This window comes from Micromonospora sp. CA-111912 (genome assembly GCF_050948415.1).
GTDB lineage: Bacteria > Actinomycetota > Actinomycetes > Mycobacteriales > Micromonosporaceae > Micromonospora.
Genome location: NZ_CP192007.1, coordinates 819,149 through 843,548, shown reverse-complemented (window position 1 = coordinate 843,548; position 24,400 = coordinate 819,149). Strand labels below are relative to the sequence as shown.

The 24,400-nt window shown below is 72.6% G+C and carries 21 protein-coding genes and 1 tRNA gene; 7 read left to right on the top strand and 15 right to left on the bottom strand.

From position 1 onward, the window contains the following. Window positions 1-86: 86 nt before the first annotated feature. Window positions 87-926: a 16S rRNA (cytidine(1402)-2'-O)-methyltransferase gene (rsmI, locus tag ACQPZO_RS04000; RefSeq protein ID WP_433350774.1), complete on the bottom strand. Its 840-nt coding sequence runs from the start codon at window positions 924-926 to the stop codon at window positions 87-89. A gap of 92 nt (window positions 927-1,018) precedes the next feature. Here rsmI and ACQPZO_RS03995 point away from each other — a divergent pair, with 92 nt between their 5' ends. The 5 genes from ACQPZO_RS03995 to ACQPZO_RS03975 all read left to right on the top strand — a co-directional run bounded on the left by ACQPZO_RS03995 (window position 1,019) and on the right by ACQPZO_RS03975 (window position 7,382). Continuing rightward, a complete protein-coding gene (locus ACQPZO_RS03995) occupies window positions 1,019-2,737 on the top strand; it encodes a dolichyl-phosphate-mannose--protein mannosyltransferase (protein ID WP_433347121.1) in 1,719 nt (572 codons plus the stop codon). 503 nt (window positions 2,738-3,240) lie between these two features. Continuing rightward, window positions 3,241-4,557, top strand: coding sequence for a VWA domain-containing protein (locus ACQPZO_RS03990; protein WP_433347120.1), 1,317 nt, complete (start codon window positions 3,241-3,243; stop codon window positions 4,555-4,557). Window positions 4,558-4,559: 2 nt separating this feature from the next. Next, window positions 4,560-5,405: a peptidase gene (locus ACQPZO_RS03985; protein ID WP_433347118.1), complete on the top strand. Its 846-nt coding sequence runs from the start codon at window positions 4,560-4,562 to the stop codon at window positions 5,403-5,405. A gap of 236 nt (window positions 5,406-5,641) precedes the next feature. Then, window positions 5,642-6,298, top strand: coding sequence for a 4'-phosphopantetheinyl transferase family protein (locus tag ACQPZO_RS03980; RefSeq protein WP_433347116.1), 657 nt, complete (start codon window positions 5,642-5,644; stop codon window positions 6,296-6,298). Window positions 6,299-6,377: 79 nt separating this feature from the next. Beyond that, on the top strand, window positions 6,378-7,382 hold the full coding sequence (locus ACQPZO_RS03975) for a hypothetical protein (protein ID WP_433347114.1): 1,005 nt from the start codon (window positions 6,378-6,380) through the stop codon (window positions 7,380-7,382). A gap of 78 nt (window positions 7,383-7,460) precedes the next feature. Here the strand turns inward: ACQPZO_RS03975 and ACQPZO_RS03970 are convergent, their stop codons facing one another. Beyond that, the gene (locus ACQPZO_RS03970) at window positions 7,461-10,499 is read right to left on the bottom strand and encodes an AfsR/SARP family transcriptional regulator (RefSeq protein WP_433347112.1); all 3,039 of its coding nucleotides are present in this window, start codon (window positions 10,497-10,499) and stop codon (window positions 7,461-7,463) included. A gap of 190 nt (window positions 10,500-10,689) precedes the next feature. Here ACQPZO_RS03970 and ACQPZO_RS03965 point away from each other — a divergent pair, with 190 nt between their 5' ends. Continuing rightward, window positions 10,690-11,544 carry a hypothetical protein gene (locus tag ACQPZO_RS03965; RefSeq protein WP_433347110.1) on the top strand — a complete coding sequence of 285 codons (855 nt, stop codon included), beginning with the start codon at window positions 10,690-10,692 and terminating at the stop codon, window positions 11,542-11,544. A gap of 363 nt (window positions 11,545-11,907) precedes the next feature. On the opposite strand, the gene ACQPZO_RS03960 is transcribed toward ACQPZO_RS03965, so the two are convergent. The 8 genes from ACQPZO_RS03960 to ACQPZO_RS03925 form a co-directional block, all read right to left on the bottom strand. After that, the gene (locus ACQPZO_RS03960) at window positions 11,908-13,284 is read right to left on the bottom strand and encodes a M23 family metallopeptidase (RefSeq protein WP_433347108.1); all 1,377 of its coding nucleotides are present in this window, start codon (window positions 13,282-13,284) and stop codon (window positions 11,908-11,910) included. Window positions 13,285-13,503: 219 nt separating this feature from the next. Further along, on the bottom strand, window positions 13,504-14,061 hold the full coding sequence (locus ACQPZO_RS03955; protein ID WP_433347106.1) for a GNAT family N-acetyltransferase: 558 nt from the start codon (window positions 14,059-14,061) through the stop codon (window positions 13,504-13,506). A 180-nt stretch (window positions 14,062-14,241) separates the two neighbouring features. Next, on the bottom strand, window positions 14,242-14,844 hold the full coding sequence (locus ACQPZO_RS03950) for a hypothetical protein (protein WP_433347105.1): 603 nt from the start codon (window positions 14,842-14,844) through the stop codon (window positions 14,242-14,244). Then, complete coding sequence (locus tag ACQPZO_RS03945; protein WP_433347103.1) at window positions 14,841-16,163, bottom strand: hypothetical protein; 1,323 nt, start codon at window positions 16,161-16,163, stop codon at window positions 14,841-14,843. Before ACQPZO_RS03945 ends, ACQPZO_RS03950 begins: the two co-directional genes overlap by 4 nt. After that, entirely contained in the window at window positions 16,160-16,960 is an 801-nt protein-coding gene (locus ACQPZO_RS03940) for an ABC transporter ATP-binding protein (protein ID WP_433347101.1), read from the bottom strand. The genes ACQPZO_RS03945 and ACQPZO_RS03940 overlap by 4 nt, the downstream gene beginning before the upstream one ends. A gap of 36 nt (window positions 16,961-16,996) precedes the next feature. Beyond that, window positions 16,997-17,797: a zf-HC2 domain-containing protein gene (locus ACQPZO_RS03935; RefSeq protein ID WP_433347099.1), complete on the bottom strand. Its 801-nt coding sequence runs from the start codon at window positions 17,795-17,797 to the stop codon at window positions 16,997-16,999. Then, a complete protein-coding gene (locus tag ACQPZO_RS03930; protein ID WP_328822463.1) occupies window positions 17,794-18,345 on the bottom strand; it encodes an RNA polymerase sigma factor in 552 nt (183 codons plus the stop codon). The genes ACQPZO_RS03935 and ACQPZO_RS03930 overlap by 4 nt, the downstream gene beginning before the upstream one ends. Before the next feature lie 794 nt (window positions 18,346-19,139). Next, on the bottom strand, window positions 19,140-19,442 hold the full coding sequence (locus tag ACQPZO_RS03925; protein ID WP_433347096.1) for a DUF6342 family protein: 303 nt from the start codon (window positions 19,440-19,442) through the stop codon (window positions 19,140-19,142). Window positions 19,443-19,791: 349 nt separating this feature from the next. Here ACQPZO_RS03925 and ACQPZO_RS03920 point away from each other — a divergent pair, with 349 nt between their 5' ends. Beyond that, entirely contained in the window at window positions 19,792-20,019 is a 228-nt protein-coding gene (locus ACQPZO_RS03920; RefSeq protein ID WP_433350772.1) for a tyrosine-type recombinase/integrase, read from the top strand. Between the two features lie 40 nt (window positions 20,020-20,059). Here the strand turns inward: ACQPZO_RS03920 and ACQPZO_RS03915 are convergent. The 5 genes from ACQPZO_RS03915 to ACQPZO_RS03895 form a co-directional block, all read right to left on the bottom strand. Further along, a tRNA-Ala gene (locus ACQPZO_RS03915) sits at window positions 20,060-20,133 on the bottom strand. A 225-nt stretch (window positions 20,134-20,358) separates the two neighbouring features. Then, a complete protein-coding gene (gene sepX / locus ACQPZO_RS03910; protein WP_433347094.1) occupies window positions 20,359-21,153 on the bottom strand; it encodes a divisome protein SepX/GlpR in 795 nt (264 codons plus the stop codon). A gap of 179 nt (window positions 21,154-21,332) precedes the next feature. Further along, on the bottom strand, window positions 21,333-21,983 hold the full coding sequence (locus ACQPZO_RS03905) for a GNAT family N-acetyltransferase (protein ID WP_396669239.1): 651 nt from the start codon (window positions 21,981-21,983) through the stop codon (window positions 21,333-21,335). A 108-nt stretch (window positions 21,984-22,091) separates the two neighbouring features. Continuing rightward, window positions 22,092-23,396 carry a molybdopterin molybdotransferase MoeA gene (locus ACQPZO_RS03900; protein WP_433347092.1) on the bottom strand — a complete coding sequence of 435 codons (1,305 nt, stop codon included), beginning with the start codon at window positions 23,394-23,396 and terminating at the stop codon, window positions 22,092-22,094. Then, window positions 23,393-24,394: a UTP--glucose-1-phosphate uridylyltransferase gene (locus tag ACQPZO_RS03895; RefSeq protein WP_396669237.1), complete on the bottom strand. Its 1,002-nt coding sequence runs from the start codon at window positions 24,392-24,394 to the stop codon at window positions 23,393-23,395. The genes ACQPZO_RS03900 and ACQPZO_RS03895 overlap by 4 nt, the downstream gene beginning before the upstream one ends. Window positions 24,395-24,400 lie beyond the last annotated feature (6 nt).

Sequence of the window (24,400 nt, the reverse complement as noted above, 5' to 3'; positions counted from 1 at the left end):
TTCATGTCCCGTCCCGCCCACCTCGCCGCGTCCGCGCCGCCGGCCGGGGCGACGACGGGGCGACGACGGGGCGACCTCCCGACACCTCAGGCGTGCACGACCGCGTAGACGTCGCGGCGGCGCAGGCCGTACCCGGTGGCGACCTCGGTGATCGCGTCTCGCCGGGACAGGCCGGCGGCCTCCCGTTCGGCCACGGCGGCACGCAGCGTCGCGTCGTCCGGCCGCTCGGCGGCGGCCGGCGCGGCGCCGGCCACCACCAGAGTGATCTCGCCGCGCGGCCCGCTGTCGGCGGCCCAGGTGGCCAGCTCGCCGAGCGGCCGGCGGACCACCTCCTCGTACGTCTTGGTCAGCTCGCGGCAGAGCGCCGCCGGCCGGTCGGCACCGAACTCGGCGGCCAGGTCGGCGAGCGCACCGGCGATCCGGTGCGGGGCCTCGAAGAGCACCAGGGTCCGCTCCTCGGCGGCCAGGGCGCGCAGCCGGGAGCGCCGAGCGCCGGGGGTGCGGGGCAGGAAGCCCTCGAAGCAGAACCGGTCGCTGGGCAGCCCGGACAGGGCCAGCGCGGTGGTGACGGCGCTCGGGCCGGGGGCGGCGGTCACCGGCACACCGGCGTCGAGCGCGCCCCGGACCAGCCGGTACCCGGGGTCGGAGACGCTGGGCATCCCGCCGTCGGTGACCAGGGCGACGACGTATCCCTCGCGGAGCACCTCGACCAGCTCGGGGGTGCGGCGCTCCTCGTTGCCCTCGAAGTAGGAGACGATCCGGCCGGGCACGGTGATGTCGAGGTCCCGGGCCAGCCGGGTGAGCCGCCGGGTGTCCTCGGCGGCGACCACGTCGGCGGCGGCGAGCACCTCGCGGAACCGGGCGGACGCGTCGGCCGGGTTGCCGAGCGGCGCGCCGAGGAGGATCAGGCGGCCAACTTCGGACATTTCACCCACGAAACGTACTCCTTCATCGACAGTTGTACCGGTATTGGGGACGACGGGCGCCACCGGGCACCTCCGCAGCCTACGATCGCTTCGTGACGAGTGCGTCGACAGCGCAGAGCGCGAGCGCGGGCCAGGCGAAATCGGAGCACGCCGCAGCCGGCGCCGCGACCGAGGAGTCCGCGCCTCCCCCCATCAGCGGCGGTGGGGGCGTCCCCGGCGTCGTGCGGCGGCGGCTGGCGACCGTCGACGCCCGGCTGGACGTCAACTCGTGGCTGGCCACCGCCGTCGTGGTGGCGATCGCGGCGATCCTGCGCCTGGTCGGCCTCAGCAGCCCGAAGGGCAAGATCTTCGACGAGATCTACTACGCCCGCGACGGCTGGGGCCTGGTCGACAAGGGCGTCGAGTGGAACTACAAGGACAACGGCCCGTCGTACGTGGTGCACCCGCCGCTGGGCAAGTGGCTGATCGGGCTCGGCGAGTGGGCCTTCGGCTACTCCGACGCCGAGCACAACATCTCCGTGCCGGGGCACCTGATGACCACCGCCCCGGAGTTCGGCTGGCGCATCGGCGCCGCGATCGCCGGCATCGTGTCGGTGCTGCTGCTGGTCCGCATCGGCCGCCGGCTGTTCCGCTCCACCACGCTCGGCTGCGCCGCCGGCCTGCTGCTCGCCCTGGACGGCTTCCACCTGGTGCTCTCCCGCACCGCCCTGCTCGACATCTTCCTGCTGCTGTTCGTGCTGGCCGCGTTCGGTGCCCTGGTCCTCGACCGGGACGCCCGTCGGCGGCGGTGGAGCCGGGCGCTGGAGGCCGGGCTGGACCCCACCGCTGCGGGGCGGGCCGGCCGGCCGGCCGGCGGCTGGCGGAACTGGCCCTGGTGGCGGCTGGCGGCCGGGGTGCTGCTCGGCTGCGCCTGCGCGGTGAAGTGGAGCGCCGTGTACTTCCTGCCGGCCTTCGCGCTGCTGGCCCTGTTCTGGGAGGTCGGCGTCCGCCGGTCCGCCGGGGTGCGCCGGCCCTGGCGCGACGCCCTGCTCGACGAGGTGCCCTGGCTTGCCCTGGCCGGGGTGCTGATGGTCGTCACCTACGTGGCCACCTGGTCGGGCTGGCTGCTGACCGACGACGGCTACTACCGGCTCGCCGCCCGGTACCCGAACGTGCCCGGGCTCAGCGACACCCCGTACCTCGGGGCGCTGAACAACCTGTGGGAGTACCACAAGGCCGCGTACGGCTTCCACACAACTTTGGACAAATCACACCCGTATCAGTCCTGGCCGTGGCAGTGGCTGCTGCTCGGCCGGCCGGTGGCGTTCCACTGGTCCGGTGACGGTGCCTGCGGAGCGCCGACCTGTGCCACCGAGGTCCTGCTGCTCGGCACGCCGTTGCTGTGGTGGTCGTTCCTGCCCGCCCTGTTCGGGGCGGCCTGGATCGGCGTCGCCCGGCGGGACTGGCGGGCCGGGGCGATCCTGCTCTGCGCGGCGGCCGGCCTGCTGCCCTGGTTCTGGTTCGCCCTGGACGGGCGGACGATGTTCTCCTTCTACGCCGCGCCGGCCCTGCCGTTCCTGGTGCTGGCGGTGGTCTACGTGCTGGGCGCCATCGTCTCCCCGGCCCCCGCCGATGCCCGGGTGCCCGCCGGGGCCCCACCCCCCGGGCCGGACGACGCGGCCGACCGCCGGCTCATCGGCGGGATCGTGGTCGGCGTGTACGTGTTGCTGGTCGCGCTCTGCTTCGCGTACTTCTATCCGATCTTCGTGGGAAAGCTGCTGCCGTACGCGGAGTGGTCGGCCCGGATGTGGCTGGACGGCCGCTGGACCTGACGACGGCCTAGGGGCGCCCCCGCGACCGGTGGTCGGCCCCCGGTGTGGGGGCGCTCCGGCTGTCGCGGACGGTAATGACGGGACGAGCCCGGTGGCCGGCAAGCGGAAACCGGAGGCGGCGTCGGATATCGGATAGCTGGCGGCTCCGGCGCGAGGACCTCAAGGGCCCGGGCACGAAAAAATGGCCCCGGCACGAAGACGCGCGCCCCGATCGCCTGCCACGGGGGAAGCGGGCGATTGGGGCGCGCACGTGAAGCTTAACCACCGGGAACCACTGGCACAACGGGTGGACTCGGGTCAGATTTCTGACGAGACTCGCCCCAGCCTGGTGGTTTACACCTGGCAGCTAACCGTCAGTCATCCGGGGAAGACCTGACAAGATCCCCGCGGCCGGTACCGCCGGAGTGCTGGTCATGCGGGCCGTTCGGGGCCGTCGGCCGGGTGCGGGGCAGCCGCCGGGGGGCGACCGACCGTCCGGAGTGGATCTCACTACACTCGCCCCGGTGATCAACAGAAGACGATCGACATCCGTCCTCAGTGGACTGCTGGCGGCGACCGTCCTGATCGGTCCCGGGATCGTGCTGAGCGGGCCCGCGCCCGCGTGGGCCGACGAGGAGACCCCCGCCGAGCCGCCCCGGGTCGAGCTGGTGCTCGACGTCAGCGGCTCGATGCGGGCCCGGGACATCGACGGGCGGAGCCGGATCTCCGTGGCGCAGCAGGCGTTCAACGAGGTCGTGGACGCGCTGCCGGAGGAGACCCAGCTCGGCATCCGGGTCCTCGGCGCCACCTACAAGGGCAAGGACAAGAAGGTCGGCTGCCAGGACACCCAGCAGATCGTGCCGGTCGGCCAGGTGGACCGGACCCAGGCCAAGGCGGCGGTGGCGACCCTCCGGCCCACCGGCTTCACCCCGGTCGGGCTGGCGCTCCGCTCGGCCGCCCAGGACCTGGGCACCGGCGCAACCGTCCGCCGGATCGTGCTGATCACCGACGGCGAGGACACCTGCGCCCCGCCGGACCCTTGCGAGGTGGCCCGGGACCTGGCCGCGCAGGGCACCAAGCTGGTGGTGGACACCCTCGGCCTGGCCCCCGACGAGAAGGTGCGCCGGCAACTGCTCTGCATCGCCAACGCGACCGGCGGGACGTACACGGCCGCGCAGAGCGCGGAGGAGCTGACCGGACGGATCAAGCAGCTGGTCGACCGGGCCCGCGACACGTACACCGCGGCCCCGGCCGTGGTGGGCGGCTCCGCCCGTTGCCCGGACGCGCCGCTGCTCGCCCCCGGCGTCTACACCGACCGGGAGCAGTTCTCCGAGCACCGCTGGTACCGGGTCCCGGTGCGCCCCGGGCAGGAGCTGCGCGCCTCGGTGAGCATCTCGCTGGACCGCCCGGTCAACCCGGACTACGGGGTGCTGCTGCGGGCCACCGCGCCGGACGGCCGCGAGCTGGTCCGCGGCGTGGACGCCGGCAGCGGCCGTACCGACGTGGTTTCCGCAGGCCTGCGCTGGTCGGCCGCCGCCGATTCGGACGACGCCGACGAGGGACAGACGCAGACCCCGGCGCCGGGCGGGGCCGACGCCGCCCCGACCACCGTCTGCCTGGTGGTCAGCAACGCCTTCGCGCCCCGTCCCGGCACCCGGGCCACCCCCGGCATGCCGATCGAGCTGACCGTGGACGTGGTCGCCTCGTCGCCCGCCCCGGGCGGGCCGGACCTGGGCCGGGGCTGGGTGCTGCTGATGCTGCTGACCCTGGCCGGCCTGCTCACCGGCCTCGTCGCCGGCCTGCTCACCCGCTGGTGGGTCGCGACCTGGAGGGAGAACTGACGATGCGTACCCCGCTGATCCGGTCCGGGGCGGCGCTGGCCGCCGCCGCCGTCCTGACGCTGCCGACCGCCGCCGCGCTGGCCCTGCCGACCGCGCCCGCGCTGGCCGGCCCGCCGCCCCCCGCGACCCGGGACGAGCTCGCCGCGCCCACCCCCTCCCCCGGGGCCACCACGGTCACCAAGGCCGGCACCTCGTTCCTGACCGCCACCGGCATCACCGCCGGGCAGCCGGTCCGGGTCGGTGCGTCGACCGGCGACCACCTCTACTGGTCCTTCCCGGCCCGCGCCGGGCAGATCCACGAGATCACCGCGACGGTCAGCTTCCCCAAGGGCCGCACCGGCGCGTCCACCTGGACCGTCGAGGTCTTCGACGGCCTGCGCCGCCGGCAGGCGTGCACGGCGGGGGCGCAGACCCCGACCGCCGTAGCGTCGGTCACCAGCATCGCGCTCGGCTGCACGCTGCGTCAGGTCCGGTCCTGGGCGGAGCCGTGGTCGGCCGACCCGCTGCCCGGCACGTACTACGTACGGCTCTCGGTGGTGGACCTGCCGGAGCCGGACCTCGGCCTGCCGATCGACGTGGACCTGCTGGTCTCGGACGTGGGCGACGGCGACGCCCCGGCCGACGACGGGGAACTGAAGGCAGCGCTGGTGCCGAACACGAAGGCCGGCACGGTGCTGACCGGTGAGCCGGCGGCGGCACCGGCCGAGGAGGAGGACGACGAGTCCCTCCTCACCGGCTGGCTGCCCGAGGGGTCCTCGCGCTGGGTCTGGACCACGGTCGGCGGCGTGCTGGCCGCCGTGGCCGGCGTGGTCGGCTTCGCCCTGACCCGCCGCCCGCGCCGCCCCTGACCGACGCCCCTCCCGGCCCACCGCCCTCGACCGACGCCCCTGCCGGCCGTGCCGCGCGCCGACGTGCCGGTGGCCGCTCCCTCCCGCGAGGGGGTGGCCACCGGCGGGGGTCGGTCGGGCCGCGTCCGGGGCCCTCCGGTGCCGCCCCCTTGCGGTACGTTCGGCACCGATGAGCATCCGGGAGTTGACCACCGAGCAGGTGCTGGCCTGGCGGGCCGAGGTGGCCGGGGCCGGAAATGCGTGACCTGCTGCCGCCCGAGGTGGCGGTGGCCGTCGCCGGGTCCGACGACTGGACCGGGGAGTTGCTGCCCGCCGAGCGGGCCTGCCTCGGCGAGCGGGCGGTGGAGAGCCGGCAGCGGGACTTCACCGCCGGGCGGGTCTGCGCCAGGCGGGCGCTCACCCGGCTCGGGATGCCGGCGGTCGCCCTGCCGTCGGCGCCGGACCGGTCCCCGGTCTGGCCGGCCGGGGTGGTCGGCACCATCACCCACACCCACGGCTACTGCGCCGCGGCGGCGGCCCGCGTTGACCAGGTCCGCTCCGTCGGCATGGACGCCGAGCAGCACAAGGAGCTCAACGCCGGGGTACGCCGGCTGATCGGCCTGCCCGAGGAGTGGGACGCGTGCGCTCGGCTGCCGGCCGGCATCTCCTGGCCGGCGGTGCTGTTCAGCGCCAAGGAGACCGTCTACAAGGTCTGGCACCCGATCGTCGGCACCTGGCTCGACTTCCACGACGCCCTGGTCGAGCTGGACCCGGACTCCGGCCTGTTCACGGCCCGGATCGCCGCCGCCCGGCTGGACGCGGCCCCGGTTCCCGACCCGCCCGCGACGATCACCGGACGGTTCACCGTCGACGCCGGTCTGGTCCGCACCGCCGCTATCCTGTTACCCCGCTGAGACGGTACGTGTACCCGGAGCCTTGCCGGGGGCGATACCGTCAGGTCGTCGCGATCGTGATCAGGTGCCGAGGAGTACGGTGAGCCACCCCCAGCCCCCTTACGGGCCGCAGGATCCATACCAGCCGAACCAGGAACCGCCGACGGCACCCGTGCCGCAGTGGCCGGCCGATCCGACCGCACCGCTGCCCCCGCCGCCCGTGTCCGGTGCGCCGTACGCGCCGCCGCCGGTCTCCGGCGCCCCGTACCCGCCGGCCTCCGGCGCCCCGTACCAGGCGCCGCAGGGCGGGTTCACGCCCGCCCCGGATCCGGCGTACCAGCCGGGCGGGTACCCGCCGCCGCCCGCCCCGGACGCGGCGTATCCGCCGGTGTCCGGCATGCCGTACCCGCCCACCTCGGGATCGCCGTACCAGCCGTACCAGCCGGGTGCCGCGCCGGGCGGCCCGGGCTACCCGCTCGGCCCGGTCCAGCCGAAGAAGAGCAGCAAGAAGCCGATCATCATCATCGCGGTCGTCGCGGCGGTGCTCGCCCTGCTCTGCTGCATCGGTGGCGTGGTGGCGCTCGTGAAGGGCATCGACGAGACGAAGAAGGAGGCGGAGCGGCAGCTTCCCGGGCCGGTGGAGACCGCCGCTCCGGGCGGCCGGCCGACCGCCCGCCCGTCCTCGACCTCGACCCCGGCGGACGGTGAGACGTTCAACCTAAAGGCCGGCCAGAGCCTGGTCATCACCGACGACGAGGGCACCCTGGAGATCACGGTGCTGCGGTTCCGCACCTCGACCAAGGGCTGCAAGGCGTACTCGCCCGCACCCGACAAGGGGCTCTACCTGATCGCGGACGTCACCGCGACGGTGAAGAAGGGCAACATGTCGATCAACCCGTTCTACTTCCAGTGGGTCGCCGACGACGGCACCACCGAGAACGGGATCGCCGGCGCGTTCGCCGGCTGCGGCGACCTGCTCGACTCCGGCGTCAACCTGCGGGAGGGCAGCAAGCGCACCGGCAGCGTCACCTTCGACGTGGCCAACCAGAACGGCGCGATGGAGTACCGGCACAAGCTGGAGGCCGCCGGCTCCTGGAAGCCGTAGGTCCGATCCGCGTACCCGGCTCGCCGGGTGCCTCGACCGGCCACCGTCTTGACGCTGCAGGGCTGAGCGGCACCCACCTCACGGGTGCCGCTCGGCAGGCGCCGCGTGGCCCGGGGCGGTCTGACCGACCACGAGTGGGGCGGGCCGGTACGACTGTGGTCGTACCGGCTCGGCGGTGGCGGCCAGCTTGGCCCGGGGCCGGTCGGCGTCGGGGTGGCGCAGCTCGTCGAAGATGGCCGACGCCGCCTGCCAGGCCCGCCGGGCTGCGGCAAGGTCGCCGGCCGCGCGCTCGGCGTCGCCGAGGTTGTCCAGCACCTCCGCCTCGTCGTACCGGTCGCCCAACTCGCGGTGCAGCGCGAGCGCCCGCCGGTAGCAGTCCGCGGCCTGCCCGTGGTCACCGCGCCCATGGTGGACGTAGCCGAGGCTGTCCCAGGTCAGGGCGGCGCCGTGCCGGTCGCCGTTCTCCTCGTGCAACCGCAGGGCCGCTTGGCAACAGCGCAGCGCCGGCCCGGGTTCGCCGAGGCGGGCGTGCAGCCAGCCCAGGTTGTTGAGCGCCTTGGCCTGCCCGACCCGGTAGCCGGCGGCCCGGTAGAGGTCGAGCGCCCGCTGCGTCTCGTCGAGCGCCGCCCGGTGCCGGCCCTGCCGGGCCAGCACCCAGCTCACCCCGAGGTGCGTGTGCGCCCGACCGGTGTCGTCACCCAGCTCCCGGTAGAGCTCCAGGTCACGGCCGTAGTGCAGGTGCGCGCCCCGGTGGTCGCCCAGCCAGGTGCAGGCGATGGCCAGGCCCCGGTGCGCCAGGGCCTGCCCGGCCAGGTCGTCCCGGCGCCGGGCCGCCGCGAGGGCGGTGCGCTGCGCGGCGGCCAGTTCGGGCCAGTGCCCGCGCCGGTCGAGGTACGTGGTGAGGGCGGCGGCCAGCATCCACGCGTGCCGGTCCAGGCCGGTGCCCGCCGCCTGTTCCACGGCGGCCAGCAGGACGTGGTGTTCGGCGGTGAACCAGCCGGTCGCCCAGGCGTGGTCCGACCGGTCGCCCACCGTCACTCCCGGCTCCGGTGCCGGCAGCGTCGCCGGCCGGGCCAGCCGGTACGGGTCGAGCAGGTGGTCCGCCGCGTGCGTGGCGTGCAGGTAGTGGTCGAGGAGGCGGCCCCGGGCGGCTGTCCGCTCGGCCTCCGGGTCGGTCTCGTGACACAGCTCGGAGGCGTAGGCGCGGAGCAGGTCGTGCATGGCGTACCGGCCGGGGACGCGCTCGGTGAGCAGGTTCGCCCGGGCCAGCCCGACCAGCAACGGGCCGACCCGGGACGGGGGCAGGCCGGCCAGGCTGGCCACCGCCGGCCGCGCGACGTCGGGGCCGGGGTGCAGACCGAGCAACCGGAACAGCCGGGCGGACTCGGCGTCGAGCGCCCGGTACGACCAGGAGAAGACCGCCCGGGCGTCGGTCGCGGGGTCACCGGTCTCCAGCGCGGCGAGCCGGTCCGCGTTGGTCTTGCGCAGTTCCGCGGCGAGGGCGGCCAGCGGCACGTCAGGCTGTCCGACGGCCCGGGCTGCCACGATGGCCAGCGCCAGCGGCAGGCCGGCGCAGCGCCGCACGATCTCGTTGAGCGCCATCGGCTCGGTGCCGGCGCGACCTCGGCCGAGCCGGCGGCCCAACAGTTCCCGCGACTCCGCGGGCGCGAGCAGGTCCAGGGTCACCGGACGGGCCCCGTCGCTGACGACCAGCCCGGTGAGCCGGTTGCGGCTGGTCACCACGACCAGGCTGTCCGGTGAGCCCGGCAGGAGGGGCCGCACCTGCTCGTCGTCGCGGGCGTTGTCGAGCAGCACCAGCACCCGCCGTTCGGCGAGCAGGCTCCGGAACAGCGCGGACTGTTCGGGCAGGTCGGTGGGCACCCGCTGGGGCGGCACGTGCAGCGCCGCCAGGAAGCCGCGCAGCGCCTCGGCCGGCGGGACGGCCCGGCCATCGAGGTCGAACCCGCGCAGGTTGACGTAGAGCTGACCGTCCGGATAGCGATGCGCGATCCGGTGCGCCCAGTGCACCGCGAGGGTGGTCTTGCCCACCCCGGCGGTGCCGGCGATCGCGGAGATCACGACCGCCCGGCCGGCACCGTCCCCGCCGCCGGTACGGGTGGTGCCGTCCTCGCCGGCAGGATCGCCGGGCAGCAGGTCGTTCAGCTCGCGCAGGGCCGCCGTCCGCCCGGTGAACCAGGCCGGCTCGCCGGGGAGCTGCGCCGGGGGCGGCCCGGCGGGCTGGGCGGCGACTGCCCCGGCGGGTGCGGCGGGCACGGGGGCGGCGGGCGTCGGCCCGGGGGCGGCGGGCGTCGGTGGGCCGGCGGCGGGCCGGTCGGGCGCGGGCGACGGGCCAGGACCCGACGGTACGGTCCGAATTGGCACCTGGCCCCGCAGCACCCGCAGGTGCGCCTCGGCCAGTTCGGCACCCGGCTCCACGCCCAGCTCGTCGACGAGTTGGCGCCGGGTCTCGGCGTACAGCCGCAGCGCGGCGGCCTGCTGGCCGCAGCCGGCCAGGGCGAGCAGGTACCGGGCCACCAGCGGCTCGCGCAGCGGGTGGGCGGAGACCAGGGGGCGCAGGGCGTGCGCGACCCCGGTGCACCGGCCGAGGCCGAGTTCCACGGCGGCGAGTCGCTCGTGGGCGACCAGGCGCTGCTCGTCCAGGCCGGCGGCGGCGGCGACGACGAAGGCACCCGCCGCCCCGGCCAGCGCCGGCCCGCGCCACAGCGTCAGGCCGGCGCGCAGCAGCCGCGCCGCCTCCGCCGGCCGGCCGGCCGCCTCCTCGACGCGGGCCTGCTCGACCGCCGCGGTGAACTCGGCCAGGTCCAGCTCCGTCCCGCGTACGGTGAGCCGGTAGCCGCCGCCCTGGGTGACCAGCAGGTCGGCCACGCCCTCGGCGCGCAGGGCCGCCCGGATCCGGGAGACGCAGACCTGCACCTGGGTCCGGGCGGTGGCCGGTGGGTCGTCCGCCCAGAGCGCCGCCACGAGTTGCCCGGCGGAGACCAGCCGGTCGGCGTCGAGCAGCAGCAGCGCGAGCACCGCGCGTTGCTGGGGACGGTCGATGGCGAGGACCCGGCCCCGGGCGGTCGCCTGGACAGGACCGAGGACGGACCACCGCATGACGTTCCCCACCAGTCGTGATCGGACGACCCCAGTCTATGGATGGAGGTGCGGGGCTGCCGGCGGCAAGCGGTCGGATAGCGGACGCCAAGCGCGTCCGCCCAGGCTTTCCCCAGCCGTCGGCGATGGACCGGCGGAGACGGGCCGGTGCCAGCGCACCGGCCGTCCGGGGTGGACAGGGAGATCGACAATGCGAGCAATCAGGGGACGTGGCGTGCTGACGGCGGTCGTCGGGGCGGCGGCGGTGCTGGGGGCGATCGGCGGGGCGGTGCCGGCCTCGGCGGATCCCGCCGGGCTGGAGACGGTCACCCAGTCGGCGGCCGAGAGCAGCCTGGACAAGTCGGCGCTCGCGTCGTGCCCGGCCGGCAAGGTCGTCACCGGGGGCGGCGGCTTCCTCACGGCCGGGTCGACGGCCGACGGCCGGGTCGGGCTGGACCGGCTGGAGCCGCTGGCGAACGGCACCGGCTTCTTCGTGACGATGCGGGAGGTGGGCCCGACGAACTTCACCGGCGACTGGGGGCTCCAGGCCCTCGCCCAGTGCGCCACCACACCGGCCGGCTACCAGGTCGTGGCGACGACCGGGGCGGTCGGGACGGAGTTCGTCACGGCGAGCTGCGGGACGAAGAAGGTCATCGGGATGGGCGGGCGGATCAACAGCGGCCTGGGTGACGTCGTGCTCGACCAGGTGGTGCCGTCGTCCGACCTGTCGTCGGTGACCGTCCGGGCGGTCGCGGTGCAGGGCACCTCGCCGACCGGCTGGAGCGCCACGTCGTTCGCGGTCTGCGCCACCGCGCCGGCCGGGCTGGAGCGGATCGTGGTGACGGGGACGAGCTCGAGCGACCCGCAGAGAACCCACCTCAGGACCTGCCCGGCCGGCAAGGCGCTCTACAGCGCGGGGGCCGACATCAACGCCGGCAACGGGCAGGTGCTGCTCAACGCGATCAACATCACCTCGGGCACCACCGTGCGGGTGCGGGCGACCGAGGACGCCGACGGCTTCGCCGGCACGTGGAGCCTGAACGGGTACGGCATCTGCGGTAGCTGACCCGTGGGTCCGGGTGCCGCCGGGGTGGCGGCACCCGGACCGGCCCGGGTGGCGGCCGGGATCGACCACGTCGACCGGTGCCGTCGGGGACATGGGCCGACAGGTGTCGCGCGGCGGGTCAGGCGGCAACCGCCACCGCAGTCACCGCCGGCGTACGCAGTGCCCGCCGGGCGGTGCCGACGCTCCTGCTCGACGGGCTGCGCGTCCCCAGCTGAGGGATTCGCACCTGGCCCTCGATCGATCGGACGAGGCCTGAACGGGGCCGCCTGCCTGGCGATCCGATCCGGTATCCAGCGGGATCCCGGGGCTGATCGCCAGGCAGGCGGAGTCGGACCGTGCGGTCCGGGCGTGCCGGAATGGCCGTCAGACGGTGTAGAGGATCTTCACCCCGCTGTTGCTCGTCGCCGAGACGGCCGTGCCACGGACACCGGAGCTGAGGTTCCGCCAACCACTGTTGCTGGCCGCCTCGTGCACCACACCCCCGGCCACGGTGTAGACGATCTTCACACCGTTGAAGTTGATCGCGGCCAGGGCGTCTGCGCTGACCCCGGAGATGCCGGAGTTGAGGTTCCGCCAGCCGTTGCCGCTGGACGCCTCGTGCACCATCCCACCGGCCACGGTGTAGACGTACTTCACGCCGTCGACGCTGATCACGGCCAGGGCGTTGGCGCTGACCCCGGAGATACCCGTGTTCAGGTTCCGCCAGCCGCTGTTGCTGGCCGCCTCGTGCACCGAGCCCCCGGCCACGGTGTAAACGATCTTCACGCCGTTGAGGTTGATCGCGGCCAGGGCGTTGGCACTGACCCCGGAGATACCCGTGTTCAGGTTCCGCCAGCCATTGGCGCTGGACGCCTCGTGCACCATCCCACCGGCCACGGTGTAGACGTACTTCACGCCGTCAACGCTGATCACGGCCAAGGCGTTGTTGCTGACGCCGGAGATGCCGGTCCAGAGGTTGCGCCACCCGGTGTCGCTGGACGCCTCGTAGACCCTGCCGCCGTTGACCGTGTAGAGCAACTTGTTCCCGTTGATGACCATCGACGCGGTGGTCGAGCCGGTGATGCTGTTGACCGGCAGCATCTGCCAACCGCTGTGGCTGCCGGACTCGTACACCTGCCGGTTGGAGACGACCTGCCCGCAGTTCTGGCTGGTCATGTTCCGGGCCGGCGAGGTGGGGCCGGAGATGTACAGCGGACCGGTGGACGGGCTGCCGTCGGAGGTGATGCCGGAGGCCACCCCGTTGAAGTACGACTCGGTCTTGACGCCGTCACGCACCTGCTCGTAGTGCAGGTGCGGGCCGGTGGAGTTGCCGGTGCTGCCGACCCGGCCGATCTGCTGGCCGGTCGACACCCACTGCCCGGCAGCGACCATCGGCGCCTCGATCATGTGCAGGGAGAGCGTCCGCCAACCGCCACCGTGATCGATGATCACGTACCAGCCGCCGCTGCTCCCCCAGCCGGCGAACGTGACGGTGCCGCTGTACGAGGCGAGGATCGGACGGCCGTTGCTGGCCCCGCCGGTGAAGGTCAGATCGATGTCGTAGTCGTCGTGACCGTAGTAGGTGGCCATCCTCCATGTCTCGCCGCAGGAAACCGGCATCTGGAAGTTGGGCCGGGGGCCGGCGGCCTGGGCCGGCGTGGCCACGACAGCGGTGGTGCCCGCGACCGCGAGCACCGAGGCACCGGCGGTCGCGAGTGCCAGACAGGCCGACGTGAGGACCCGGGTGAATAGACCCGTCATTGAGGGGTTCCCTCCAAATAGGACGCATAGGTAGAAGGATGTCGATCCTACTGTCCCCCGTCGGAGCCTCTCGATCGGACCTGGGTTCATCCGTCAAGCTCGGGCCAGGCCGGTGCGGTGTGACCCGTCCGGCGTCGATCGGGTCGTCGGCCTGGAGGCAGGGCGGGGCCACCGGCCACAGGCGTCCGCCCTCATCCGCGTGGATCGTCACCCAGGTAGTCACTCAACGGCGGACCCGAGTCCTTCGAGAGCGAAGACGGCTGTGCTCTTCTGACTGCCATCCTCGACCGTCTCGCTGCGGGTACCGACATACCGGAAGTGACACTTCTCGGCCACCCTGATCGATGCCGCATTCCCTTCATTCGCCTCAAGGATCACCTGTTTCAGCCGAAGGTCGGACAAGGCCCAGCGCGCCAGCAGCCGCACCGCCCTCGGGGCGACACCCTGCCCACGGTTCTCGGGGAACACGCTGTACGCGACCGTGGCGACATCATCGCTTTCGAACTGAAGGTTGATGATCCCGACGGGCTTGTCGGTCACAGCGTCTGCGATCACCAGCGGGGCAGCCCTCCCGCTTCGCCAAGCTTCATCGGCTCGGGCGATGCTCGTACGGCGAGCCTCCCCGTCCATCGGCTCGTCGTTCAGCCAGCGATGAGTTTCGGGGTCATGACTCGCTGCGGCGATCGCGTCGAGATCAGAAACCTGCCGAAGCCGTAAGGCGACAGCGCCGTCTGTGAGCGGGGCAACCGGGGGCTGCACCGGTGCGGAGCGGGCCATGGAAGGTCATGGTATGGCAATGCGCCGAGCTGAATGGAACAGCCGCCTCGTCCCTTCAGTTGCCCGTACACCGTGGTTCACGGACTGGGGCTCCGTCCGACGGACGCCAGACGGACAAATGATCAAAGGCGGGCTCCCGATCTTTCGAGAACCCGCCCTTGAACTGCTATTTCTTGGCAGTCATTGCTGGGCGGCTTCGGCGGGCGCGCGCGGAGCCGGTCCGGCCGCCGCGTACGCGATGAGCCCACCGAGCGCGAGCAGCCCTGCCGTCACGGCCGCAGCGGTACTCCCCGGAGGCTGTGCCTGCCACGTCAGGATTTGCCCGATCGGTTCCGACTGGGGAAACAGGATCGCGGCGAGCGTCCAGCCCAGCGGCAGGAACCACGCTCGGGCGGTGCCGATCGTCGCGGCGCCCAGGGCGGTCAGTCCGAGCAGCCCGGCAGCATCGCGTACCACCAGCCCGGCAGGGCCGAAGCGGGCCCCGGTCGCCAACGTGGCCAGCAGCAACACCACTACGGCCAGGAACGCCACCAGCAGATGCGCGACCCGCCGCGGCGGCCAAGGCATCCCGGCTGCCTTCTCGAAGGCGTCGTCGGGGCCGCCGAGCGTGGCGGTCAGGGCGGCGACCAGCAGCAAGACCGTCAGGACGACCATTAGTACGTCTACGTTGCGGTGGTCGGAGAACACCGACCACAGTGACCACATCAGCGCCGCACAACCGCCGGTCGCGACCAGCGCCAGCGGGACACGCCGGGAGCGCAGGTACAGCGTCAGCCACCTCATCGCGTGCTTCGGGAGAGCAGTCCGTCGCCGACCGAGCAGGTCACCGCGGCCTGGCGCAGTGCGCTCACCCGGGCGTCCCCCTCGCCGGCGGGCAGCCCTCGCAGGTCACGCCACAGCTGCACGGCTTCGGCGATATACTCGGCTTCGTAGATGTCGCTGGCCGCCGGCTCGCGTCCGATCAACCAGTAGGCGGCCGCCAGCATCTCTGCCGGTTCGGCGGAGTTCTTGCATCCAGGTGGGCTGGCGAACGCCCCGGACACCATGTCCGCCGGCACACCGGCCTCGTCGGCGAGGTGGCCGTTGGGGCCGGCCTCGACGTGGAGCAGGACGACATCCTTGTTCCACTGCGGGTAGCTGTCGGGGAAGTACGTGGTGGTGTCCTCGTGCACCCGGGTCGGCGCGTCGGGCAGCTTCGCCAGTATCGACAGACCTTCCCGAGCTCCTGGGGTCACCTCGGACAGCAGCCCGGAATGGACCCGGCTGACGCATACCCGCGGTTCGTCCTCGGCGCACACCAGTTCCTTCGCCACCGGGTCGACCGCGTCGGTGACGAGCCTGTTCTGGTGGGGCATGACCGTGATCGCCAGTGCGGCGCCGACCACCACCGGCAGCAGCGCCGCCACGCGGATCCGCCAGCCGCTGAACGCGAACAGCAGCACGGCGGAGACGGCGAGAGCCGTCAACCAGACGGCCTGGGCGACGCTGGCCCGGCCGGGCACGGTCGAGTAGGCCCCCGGCATGTTCATCTCGTAGATCGGCGAGAACACCAGGGCCAGCCATCCCCGGGGACGGGTCGCGGCGGGAATGAGCAGCAGCAGCGCCAGGCCCGCCACGCCGAGCGCCGGAGCGGTCGCCGGCGACGGCAGCAGGCGGCCGACCGCCAGGCCGAGCCAGGCCGCCGCAATCAGCGCCAGGCCGCCGACGGCCACGACGCCGAGGACCGACACCGGCAGGTACTCGGCGGTGCCGATGATCCACAACGCCCCTGCCAGAGCCATCGCCAGGTATCCGCAGACCACCGCGACAGTCATCGCACCGAGCGTCGGCACCGTCCGTTGCACCGTCGGGCGAGGCGTGCTGGCGAACAGTTCCCCCACGTTCGAGCGGTGCTCGCGGCGTGCCTGCCAGGCACCGGCGGCCAGCGCCAGTGGCCACAGCACTGCCAGATAGAGCCGCTGAGTCATGGCCAGCTGCATCCATCCGGTTGCGAAACCGATCCCGTCGGCGAAGAAGAGCAGCACGACGCCGACCACCAGCAGGGTCAGGGCGGTTCCGAGCGCGGCGGAGCGGCGCAGTTCGATGCCGAAGATGCGGCTCATCGGCCGGCCTCCGCCCGGTGCCGGCGCAGCAGCGCGGAATAGCCCCGCTCGGCCGCGCTGTCGCCGGCGTCGCCCTGCCCGCCCTGCGCGATCAGGTCGTTCGGGGTGCCCTGGTAGACGAGCCGGCCCTCGTTGATCAGGACGACGTCGGTGCACGCGGCCACCACGTCCTCGACCAGGTGTGTGGAGACCAGGACGCAGCTGTCGACGCCGACGTCGCGCAGCAGCTCCCGGAAGTCGAGGCGCTGCTCCGGGTCGAGACCGACGGTGGGCTCGTCGAGCAGCAGCACCGCCGGATCGTTGACGATCGCCTGCGCGATGCCCGCCCGGCGCAGCATGCCGCCGGACAGCGTTTTCATCCGGGCACCCGCCTTGGCCGTGAGGCCGACCCGATCGATCGCCCGCTGCACCGCGCCCGGCACCGCGGCCTTCGGCATCTCCTTGAGCCACGCCATGTACTCGACGAACTCCCGCACCGTGAAGCGCGGGTAGAACCCGAACTGCTGCGGCAGATAGCCCAGCCCGCGACGTACCCGCCGCAGGTCGGCACGGCCGTCGACCGACTCCCCGAGCAGCGTCAGCCGCCCGCCGGCCGGTTTCACCACCGTGGCCAGCGCGCGCATCAGCGTGGTCTTGCCAGCCCCGTTCGGCCCCAGCAGGCCGTGGACGCCGGTGTCGAGGGCCAGGTCGAGCCCGTCGACGGCCAGGTGCCGGCCGGCGCGCACGCGCAGTCCCTCGGCATGGACCACCCAGGGATAGGTGGTGGTGGCTGTCTCGGCCGCGCTCACGGTACGCATCATCAGTCCTTTCGAGGACGGGCAGTGCCCGACAGATCAGTTGTGGCTGGTCAGGCGGCGGAAGCTGTCAGCCCGAGTCGCGGCCAGACCGGCCAGCGTCAGGGCGAGCAGCGCCCACACGCCGGAACTGCCCGGTTGCAGCACCGCCGGCGGCTCGGCGGTGACCACGGCCGGCACCACCACGGCAAGCGCCCAGGCAGTGCCGAGCCCGGTAGCGGCCCGGCGTACACCGACAAAAGCGCCCAGCGTGATGGTCGCCGCGGTGAAGGCCACGCACGGCAGCAGCGTCAAGGCCAGGGAGACTCCGGTACGGGCACTCGCCAACACGAGCGCCGGCACGACCACGGCGAGCACCCCAGCCGTACGTCTCAGCAGCATCGCCAATCCGGCAGCCGGCGTGCCCGCGACCAGTTCCCAGGCCGGATCGTGACGCCGGCTCCACGCGATCGCCACCCCCGGAAGCGGTGCCACCGGAGCCAGCAGCGACACCACCGACGGCAGGCTGGGCTGTAGTGCGTCGAGCAGGACCGCACAGCCCAGAACCGCCACCGTCATGATGAGCCACGGCACCGAATGCCAGACCAGCCAGCGGTTCCGGGCCGCCAACCAGCTCCGGCGGCCGGCCGGAGCCGGTCCGGCGGCGATGTCGTGGTCCACGCCGGCGGCGACCCGAGCGAGCAGGTCCCGCGAGTCGTCCGTCGCGCTACCGGCCATCTGGGCACGGCAGTCCGCACAGTTCTCCAGATGCACCTCGACCGACCACACCGTGGCTTCGTCGAGGCTCATCTCCCGGTCGGCGTAGCGGGCGATCACCGCGGGACTCGGATGCGTGGTCATGACAGCGCCTCCCGAAGAGCGATCCGGGCCCGCCGGGCCCGCGACTTCACCGTGTTCTCCGGGACACCCAGCAGCAGGGAGGTCTCACGTACCGAGAGCCCGTCGAGAACCATCGCCCGCAGGACCTGCCGCGCCTCGGGCGGCAGCGCAAGCAGGGCCTGTTCCAGCTCCTGGCCGACGCGCCCCGCCATGACTTCCTCCTCGGCGGTGGGGGCGACCATCTCGACGAGAGGCACAGCCGGTACCTGGTTCTGCCGGGCCCTCCGGCGGAACGCGTCGACGAGGCGGTGGGCTGCGATGGTCCACAGCCAGCCGACCGCGCTGCCCGACGTTGCCGACCCGGCGAAGCTACCCGCGGCCCGCCAGACAGCCAGGTAGGTCTCCTGCATCACGTCGGCGACCACGTCGTCGTCGGCACACCGGCGGCGCAACCGGGCAAGCAGCCACGGCGACGTACGCCGGTACAGCTCGTCGAATGCGCGCCGATCACCGGCGGCGGTGCGGCGCACGAGTTCGTCCTCGTCGGCCGCGTCCAGACTTCGTCTCACAACCGGCAAGACGACAGCCTCCTGGCCCACGGGTCCCCCGATGCGAGTGACATAGGCCACACCCACGGCAAACGCTTCATATCTTCGGGGATACAGTCACCACCCGCATCCGTGCAACGTTCCACGAGGTAATCACAGCGTGGAGAGCCGGGATTTCCGTCACTCGGCCGGCAGCCGAGACATCGCTCCTGCGAAAATCGGAACCCCGCCGGGGAAGCCGGGCGCAAACTGCCGGACCGTATCAAGCAGGGGGCCCGGTGTCGAGGCACCGGCCAGCATTCATCGCGTCAGGGGAACCGGCGTCGTCGTTCCGATCCGAGCTCGTCAGGCCTGGTCTGCTTCGGTGGCTCGTCGTTGCCGTCAGCGTCTGCCGTCAAATCAGGCAGATGACGCACGTGGCCGAGCACAGTAACCTTTGCGAGCACCGAGGACGCTGGAGGTGATCGAAGGATTGGCAACCGTGATGAGAATCGACCCACGCGCACTTCGCTCGTGGCATCTGCGCGAGGCTCGACAACAAGATGGTTGGCATCGCCCGTTACTTGTTTCACACCAGCGTCTGGTCGGTCGGAAGATTCTTGGCCGCTGATCGCCTGGCGCTCTGGTCGCCCAGTGGCGTTTACCGAGCACAGATGTCAAGATCGGCCAACGCGCCCAGCAAGCTGGAACTGGCACACCCTGCTGGCCGGCTTCGCGAAGGTCGATGGACCACTGCATAAACTCAACAGACCTGCCCGGCATGGCACGGGAGCACCCGCCGGTGTGCGGGCACTCCCCTGGTCACGTTTGCGTAGCTACCGGTACTCCAGATTCGTCTGCATTTCCGTGACGCGGCCGGCGATCTTTAGATTGCCGTCGGAATCCAGGATGGCGATGATCTTCTTCTGACTACCGTGATGGGTAGTGAAGAAGATCTTGTCGGCCTCCTGGCTGGTGCTGTGGTTGGTGTTCACCGACAGTTCGATGCTGACCGGGGAACTGATCAGCACGTCCCGCTTGGGTGAGGTCGGGTAGCACTGATTCTGCCGCAGCTTGATTCGCCCATGGGTGTCACCCTCGTCCCAGTCCGTGGCCACGCCCAAGTCCACATCCGGCATGGAAAATCTCCTTCCTCGATTCGCAAGAATTTCCCGCGTTCGAGGGACAGCCTATGGCGTATGTAGTCGACCGCGAGTGTCGGCTATATTGCCGATCCGATTAATAGTTCGGTTACCGTCAGGTAAAGGTGATGTAGTCCATGACCCAACCAGGGCTCAGGGAGGTGTGTGACCGTCGTGAGTGGTTGCGGGTGGTTCGCTCAGGGACCGGGTAGAAACCGTAGAACACCTCTTACCCGTTCAGGATGTAGAGCTGAACAGCGGGCCGATCCATGATCAGCATTGGTCCGACCTGTGGCGTGGTTGGCGCAAGGCGGCGGGCTGACCCGAGGAAGGCACGTTTCGCTCCCTGCGGCACCACTTCGCGACTCGGCTGATCACCTCGGGCACCGACCCGACCGACGTGCAGAACGCGCTACGGCACTCCAGCCTGCGGATCACGCTGGAGACGTACCGTGCACTGGTGGCCGAAGAAGAACCGGCGCCGCAACATTGTCAGCACGGCACTTCGGGAGGCTGCGGGCAACCGCTCTGGGTGGAGCTTCCGGCTGGGTTGCGCCGGATCTCTGCCCAATGACTAATGGCCAGCGTTTCCGCTGGCCATTAGTGTTGCTGGGTGGAGCTGAGGGGATTTGAACCCCTGACCCCCTCGATGCGAACGAGGTGCGCTACCAGTCTGCGCCACAGCCCCTCCACCGGCTAACCGGCTTCGGTCCCACCCGGCTTTCACCGGGCGGGCCGGCATCAAGACTAACAGCACACCCGTCCGCCGAGCGAATCCGCCCCACCCGCTCGCGGATCTTGGTAGGAAACGGCCCCCCGAGGGGCACAAATCTTCCAAGATCGCCCCAGAACGACCAACGGGCCAGCGCGCGCACTCATAGGCAGCCTGATCCGCCACGAAGCCCGAGCGGGGTCAGGCCGAGTGGGAGGTGCGGCCCGACTGGTACGGGCGGCCCCGCAGGCCGCCCGTGCGCCGGTACGACACCGAGCCGCCGCTGGCCGCGGGCGGCAGGTCGGCCGGGCGGTCCAGGCCCATCGCCCTGCGGCGTACCGCCTCGCGCTGGGCCGCCAGTCGGCGCTGCGCCTCCCGGCGGGCCGCCGCGCGGCGGGCCTGCTCGCGGCGCACCTCGGCATGGCGGGCGGCCAGCCACGCCGCCTCCCGGGCCTGGGCCCGCCGCCTGCGGCGCTCGACCAGCGCCAGCTTGCGCAGGTGCACGACGTACGTCACCAGCAGCGTCGCGGTGACCGAGAAGCTGATCCAGAACCCGGGGCCGACCACGACCACGCCGATCAGCTCGACGAAGTTGAGCAGCAGCAGGGCGGCCAGCACCCGGCGGCGACGGTAGATCGCCGGGGTGTGCTGGCGGCGCCGGGGCGCGGCCCGTCGACGGGACTGCGCCGCCGACGGGACTGCGCTCAACCGACGCCGTCGGCGGCCTGCGGCGGGCGGTGCGGAGACCGGGGCAGACAGACCGCCCGTGTTCGCATCCTCACTGAGGGTCACGACAAGTGCCCGGGAGGGGTTGACCGGCCGGCGGCCGGGGACAGTACGGCCCCGCCGGCGGCGCTGGAGCACCCGCGCCGTCGACTGCGCCCGCTCCGCCACCAGCCGCTCGGTGGCGTCGTACCGACGAACCAGGGCCGGCGCGAGGGCGAGCAGACCGGCGGCGGCGAGGACGGCGAGGAGCACCGAGGTCGGCACCCTCACCCCTCCCGTCACCGAGTTCGGGACAACCGCCGTACAGCCGCAGGATCTTCGACAAATCGCCTTCCTGGCGGTCGATCCTGCGGGCGGGCAACGCTTGCCATTGCTTGCAGTTACTTGAGGTTACGGGCCGCCGACCGTCTTGATTGTGCGCCGCGCCGATCAGGCACAGGTGGGCCGCTTCACCCTGCGGTCGCGCGCAGCCGGTGCCAGCGGGCCAACAGGCCGCCCTCGGCGGCCACTTCTTCGCTGGTCATGGCGTATCCGATGTGGTCACGCCAGGCGCCGTCGATGTGCATGTAACGCACATGGTACGACTCCTCACGGAAGCCCAGCTTCTCCACCACCCGGCGGGACGGCTTGTTCTCCGGCCGGATGTTCACCTCGATCCGGTGCAGCCCACCCGGGCCGAAGGCGTGGTCCACCGCGAGCGCCAGCGCGGTGGGGATGACCCCCTGCCCGGCGACCCGCGAGTCCACCCAGTATCCGGCGTACGCGGAGCAGAACGCCCGCCGGACCATGCTGCCGATGTTGAGGTGCCCGACCAGCCGCTCCCGCTCCTGCTCGCGCAGGCAGACCGCGAACGGCATCCCCTCGCCGGTACGCGCCGAACGGCGCTGGTCCCGATGCACCCAGCGGAACGCGGCCGGCGAGTTCATCTCGTCCCAGCTCCCGGGCAGCGCGGACTCCCAGGGGGTCAGCCAGGCCCGGTTGGCGCGGCGCACCTCCGACCAGGCCGCCGCGTCCGAGCGCCGGTACGGCCGCAGCAGCACCGGACCGTCCACGAGCACCACCGGCCAGCCCGGCGACCGCCCGGCCCGCAACAGGCTCACCGAGTCTGCCTTTCGCTCGCGACTGCGGGGCTCGCAAGCTCACTCCTCGCGCTCACCGAGCTCGCCTTTCCCTCGCGACTGCGGGGCTCGCAAGCTCACTCCTCGCGCTCACCGGCGCCGGTCCAGCAGGAGGACGTCCACGGTGGAGCCGGCGGCGGCGGCGGTGACCCGCTCGCCGAGCACCATCAACCCGTTCGCCTCGGCCAGCCCGGACAGGGTGAACGGGCCGCCCGACAGCGGCTGGACGGTGTAGCCGCCGCCGCGCCGCTCGGCGACGTGCGCGGGCCGGAACTCGCGCAGCCCGCCGGGCGAGGTGATGGTCTCCAGCAGATGCGCGCGGACGCTCGGCCGGAACACCGGCTCGGCCCCGGCCAGCAGGTTGATGGCGGGGCGGGCCAGCACCTCGAAGCCGATCAGCGCCGCGCCGGGCTCACCGGGAAGACAGACCACCGGCACCTCCTCGGCGCCGACCGTACCGAACCCGAGGGCGGTGCCGGGATAGAGGGCCACCTCGGTGAAGGTGACCGGCCCGGCCCGGCCACCCTCCCGGCGGGACAGGATCCGGCGCACCATGTCGCCCGGCCCGGTGCCGGTGCCGCCGGTGGTGATGATCAGGTCGGCGCGCAGGGTCTGGTCCTCCAGCAGCCCGCGCAGCCCTTCCGGGTCGTCGTCGCAGATGCCCACCCGGTACGCCAGCGCCCCGACCTCGGCCGCGGCGGCGGTCAGCGCGTGCGAGTTGGCGTCCACCACCTGGCCGGGCTGGCTGCCCCGGCCCACGTCGACCAGCTCGTCGCCGGTGGCCACGACCACCACCCGGGGGCAGGGCCGGACCACCACGTGCCCGATGCCGGTGGCGGCGAACACCGCGACCAGGGCCGGGGAGACGTACGTGCCGGCGCGGGCGAGCAGCGTCCCGGCGGGCAGCTCCTCACCGGCGCGGCGTACCCCGTACCCCCGCTTGGGGGTGCGGAAGATCTCCACGGCGGCCATGCCCTGGTCGGTCCACTCCACCGGCACCACCACGTCGGCGGTGATCGGCAGCGGCGCCCCGGCCGCGACGGAGAAGCAGGAGCCCGGGGTGAGCCGGACCGGGCGCCAGCTCGCCGCGCCGAGGTCGCCGACCACGTTCAACCGCACGGTGCGGGACCCGGGCGGGCCGGGGTGGTACCCGGCGGCCCGGCCCGTGCCGGAGAGGTCCTCCCAGCGGGCCGCGTACCCGTCCACGGCCGCCTGGTCGAAGGCCGGGAAGGAGTGCGGCGCGACGACGTCCTCGGCGAGGACGTTGCCGTACGCCTGGGTGAGGTCGAGGTCGAGCGGAGGCAGCGCGCGTAACCTGCGCAGCACGCTGCCCAGGTAGTCGGCGAGCGGCGTCAACTCGTTCGCGGCCGCCTCGGCGTCGGCCGTCGCGGTCATGTATTAGGACCGCCCGACCCCTCGCGCATCCCGTTCAGGATCGCCGCGGTGACGGTCTCGTCGCCCTTGTTGACGAACTCGCCGAGCCACGCGCGGAACTCGGCCCCGAGGTCCTCCCGCTCGGCGGCGATCTGCACCACGGTCTGGAGGTACCCCAGCGGCATGCCGGTGTCGTAGCGGGTGCCCCGGTAGACGATCGCGTGCACCGGCACGCCCTCGGTGCGCAGCAGCTCCATCGCGTCGGTGAGCTGGATCTCCCCGCCGCTGCCCGGCTTCGTCCGCCGGATCGCGTCGAAGATCCGCCCCGGCAGCACGTACCGGCCGAGGACGGCGAGGTTGCTCGGGGCGTCCTCCGGCTTCGGCTTCTCGACCATGCCGGTGACCTTCACGACCTCGCCGATGTCGGTCAGCTCCGCCTCGGCCGGCTCGACGGAGGCGATGCCGTACCGCTTCGTCTCGGCCGGGTCGACCTCGAAGAAGGCCAGCACGACGCCACCGGTGCGGGCCTGAAGCTCCAGCATCGCCGGCAGCAGCGGCTCGGACGGCTTGACGAACTCGTCGCCGAGCAGCACCGCGAAGGGCTGGTCCCCGACGTGCGACTCGGCGTACCCGACGGCGTGGCCGAGGCCGAGCTGCTCGGGCTGGCGGCAGGTGTAGATCTCGGCCAGTTCGCTGGGCCCGCGCACGGCGGCCAGCCGCTCGGTGTCGCCCTTGGCCTCCAGCCGGGCCTCCAGGTCCGGCCGGCGGTCGAAGTGGTCCACCATCGATGTCTTGCCGCGCCCGGTGATCAGCAGCACGTCGCCGATGCCGGCCTGGGTGGCCTCCTCGACGATGTATTGGAGCACCGGCCGGTCGACCACCGGCAGCAGCTCCTTGGGCACCGCCTTGGTCGCCGGCAGGAACCGGGTGGCCAGGCCGGCAGCGGGGATGACGGCCTTGACGGCGCGGGAACGACCGGTTGCAACGGCCGGTGAGGGGTTCGCTGAGTGCTCCGACATGTCGCG

Coding starts and splice junctions, on each gene's coding strand:
- rsmI (WP_433350774.1), bottom strand. CDS start 926: ATGTCCGAAGTTGGCCGCCTGATCCTCCTCGGCGCGCCGCTCGGCAAC.
- ACQPZO_RS03985 (WP_433347118.1), top strand. CDS start 4,560: ATGCGTACCCCGCTGATCCGGTCCGGGGCGGCGCTGGCCGCCGCCGCC.
- ACQPZO_RS03980 (WP_433347116.1), top strand. CDS start 5,642: ATGCGTGACCTGCTGCCGCCCGAGGTGGCGGTGGCCGTCGCCGGGTCC.
- ACQPZO_RS03970 (WP_433347112.1), bottom strand. CDS start 10,499: ATGCGGTGGTCCGTCCTCGGTCCTGTCCAGGCGACCGCCCGGGGCCGG.
- ACQPZO_RS03965 (WP_433347110.1), top strand. CDS start 10,690: ATGCGAGCAATCAGGGGACGTGGCGTGCTGACGGCGGTCGTCGGGGCG.
- ACQPZO_RS03960 (WP_433347108.1), bottom strand. CDS start 13,284: ATGACGGGTCTATTCACCCGGGTCCTCACGTCGGCCTGTCTGGCACTC.
- ACQPZO_RS03955 (WP_433347106.1), bottom strand. CDS start 14,061: ATGGCCCGCTCCGCACCGGTGCAGCCCCCGGTTGCCCCGCTCACAGAC.
- ACQPZO_RS03950 (WP_433347105.1), bottom strand. CDS start 14,844: ATGAGGTGGCTGACGCTGTACCTGCGCTCCCGGCGTGTCCCGCTGGCG.
- ACQPZO_RS03945 (WP_433347103.1), bottom strand. CDS start 16,163: ATGAGCCGCATCTTCGGCATCGAACTGCGCCGCTCCGCCGCGCTCGGA.
- ACQPZO_RS03940 (WP_433347101.1), bottom strand. CDS start 16,960: ATGCGTACCGTGAGCGCGGCCGAGACAGCCACCACCACCTATCCCTGG.
- ACQPZO_RS03935 (WP_433347099.1), bottom strand. CDS start 17,797: ATGACCACGCATCCGAGTCCCGCGGTGATCGCCCGCTACGCCGACCGG.
- ACQPZO_RS03925 (WP_433347096.1), bottom strand. CDS start 19,442: ATGCCGGATGTGGACTTGGGCGTGGCCACGGACTGGGACGAGGGTGAC.
- ACQPZO_RS03900 (WP_433347092.1), bottom strand. CDS start 23,396: ATGACCGCGACGGCCGACGCCGAGGCGGCCGCGAACGAGTTGACGCCG.
- ACQPZO_RS03895 (WP_396669237.1), bottom strand. CDS start 24,394: ATGTCGGAGCACTCAGCGAACCCCTCACCGGCCGTTGCAACCGGTCGT.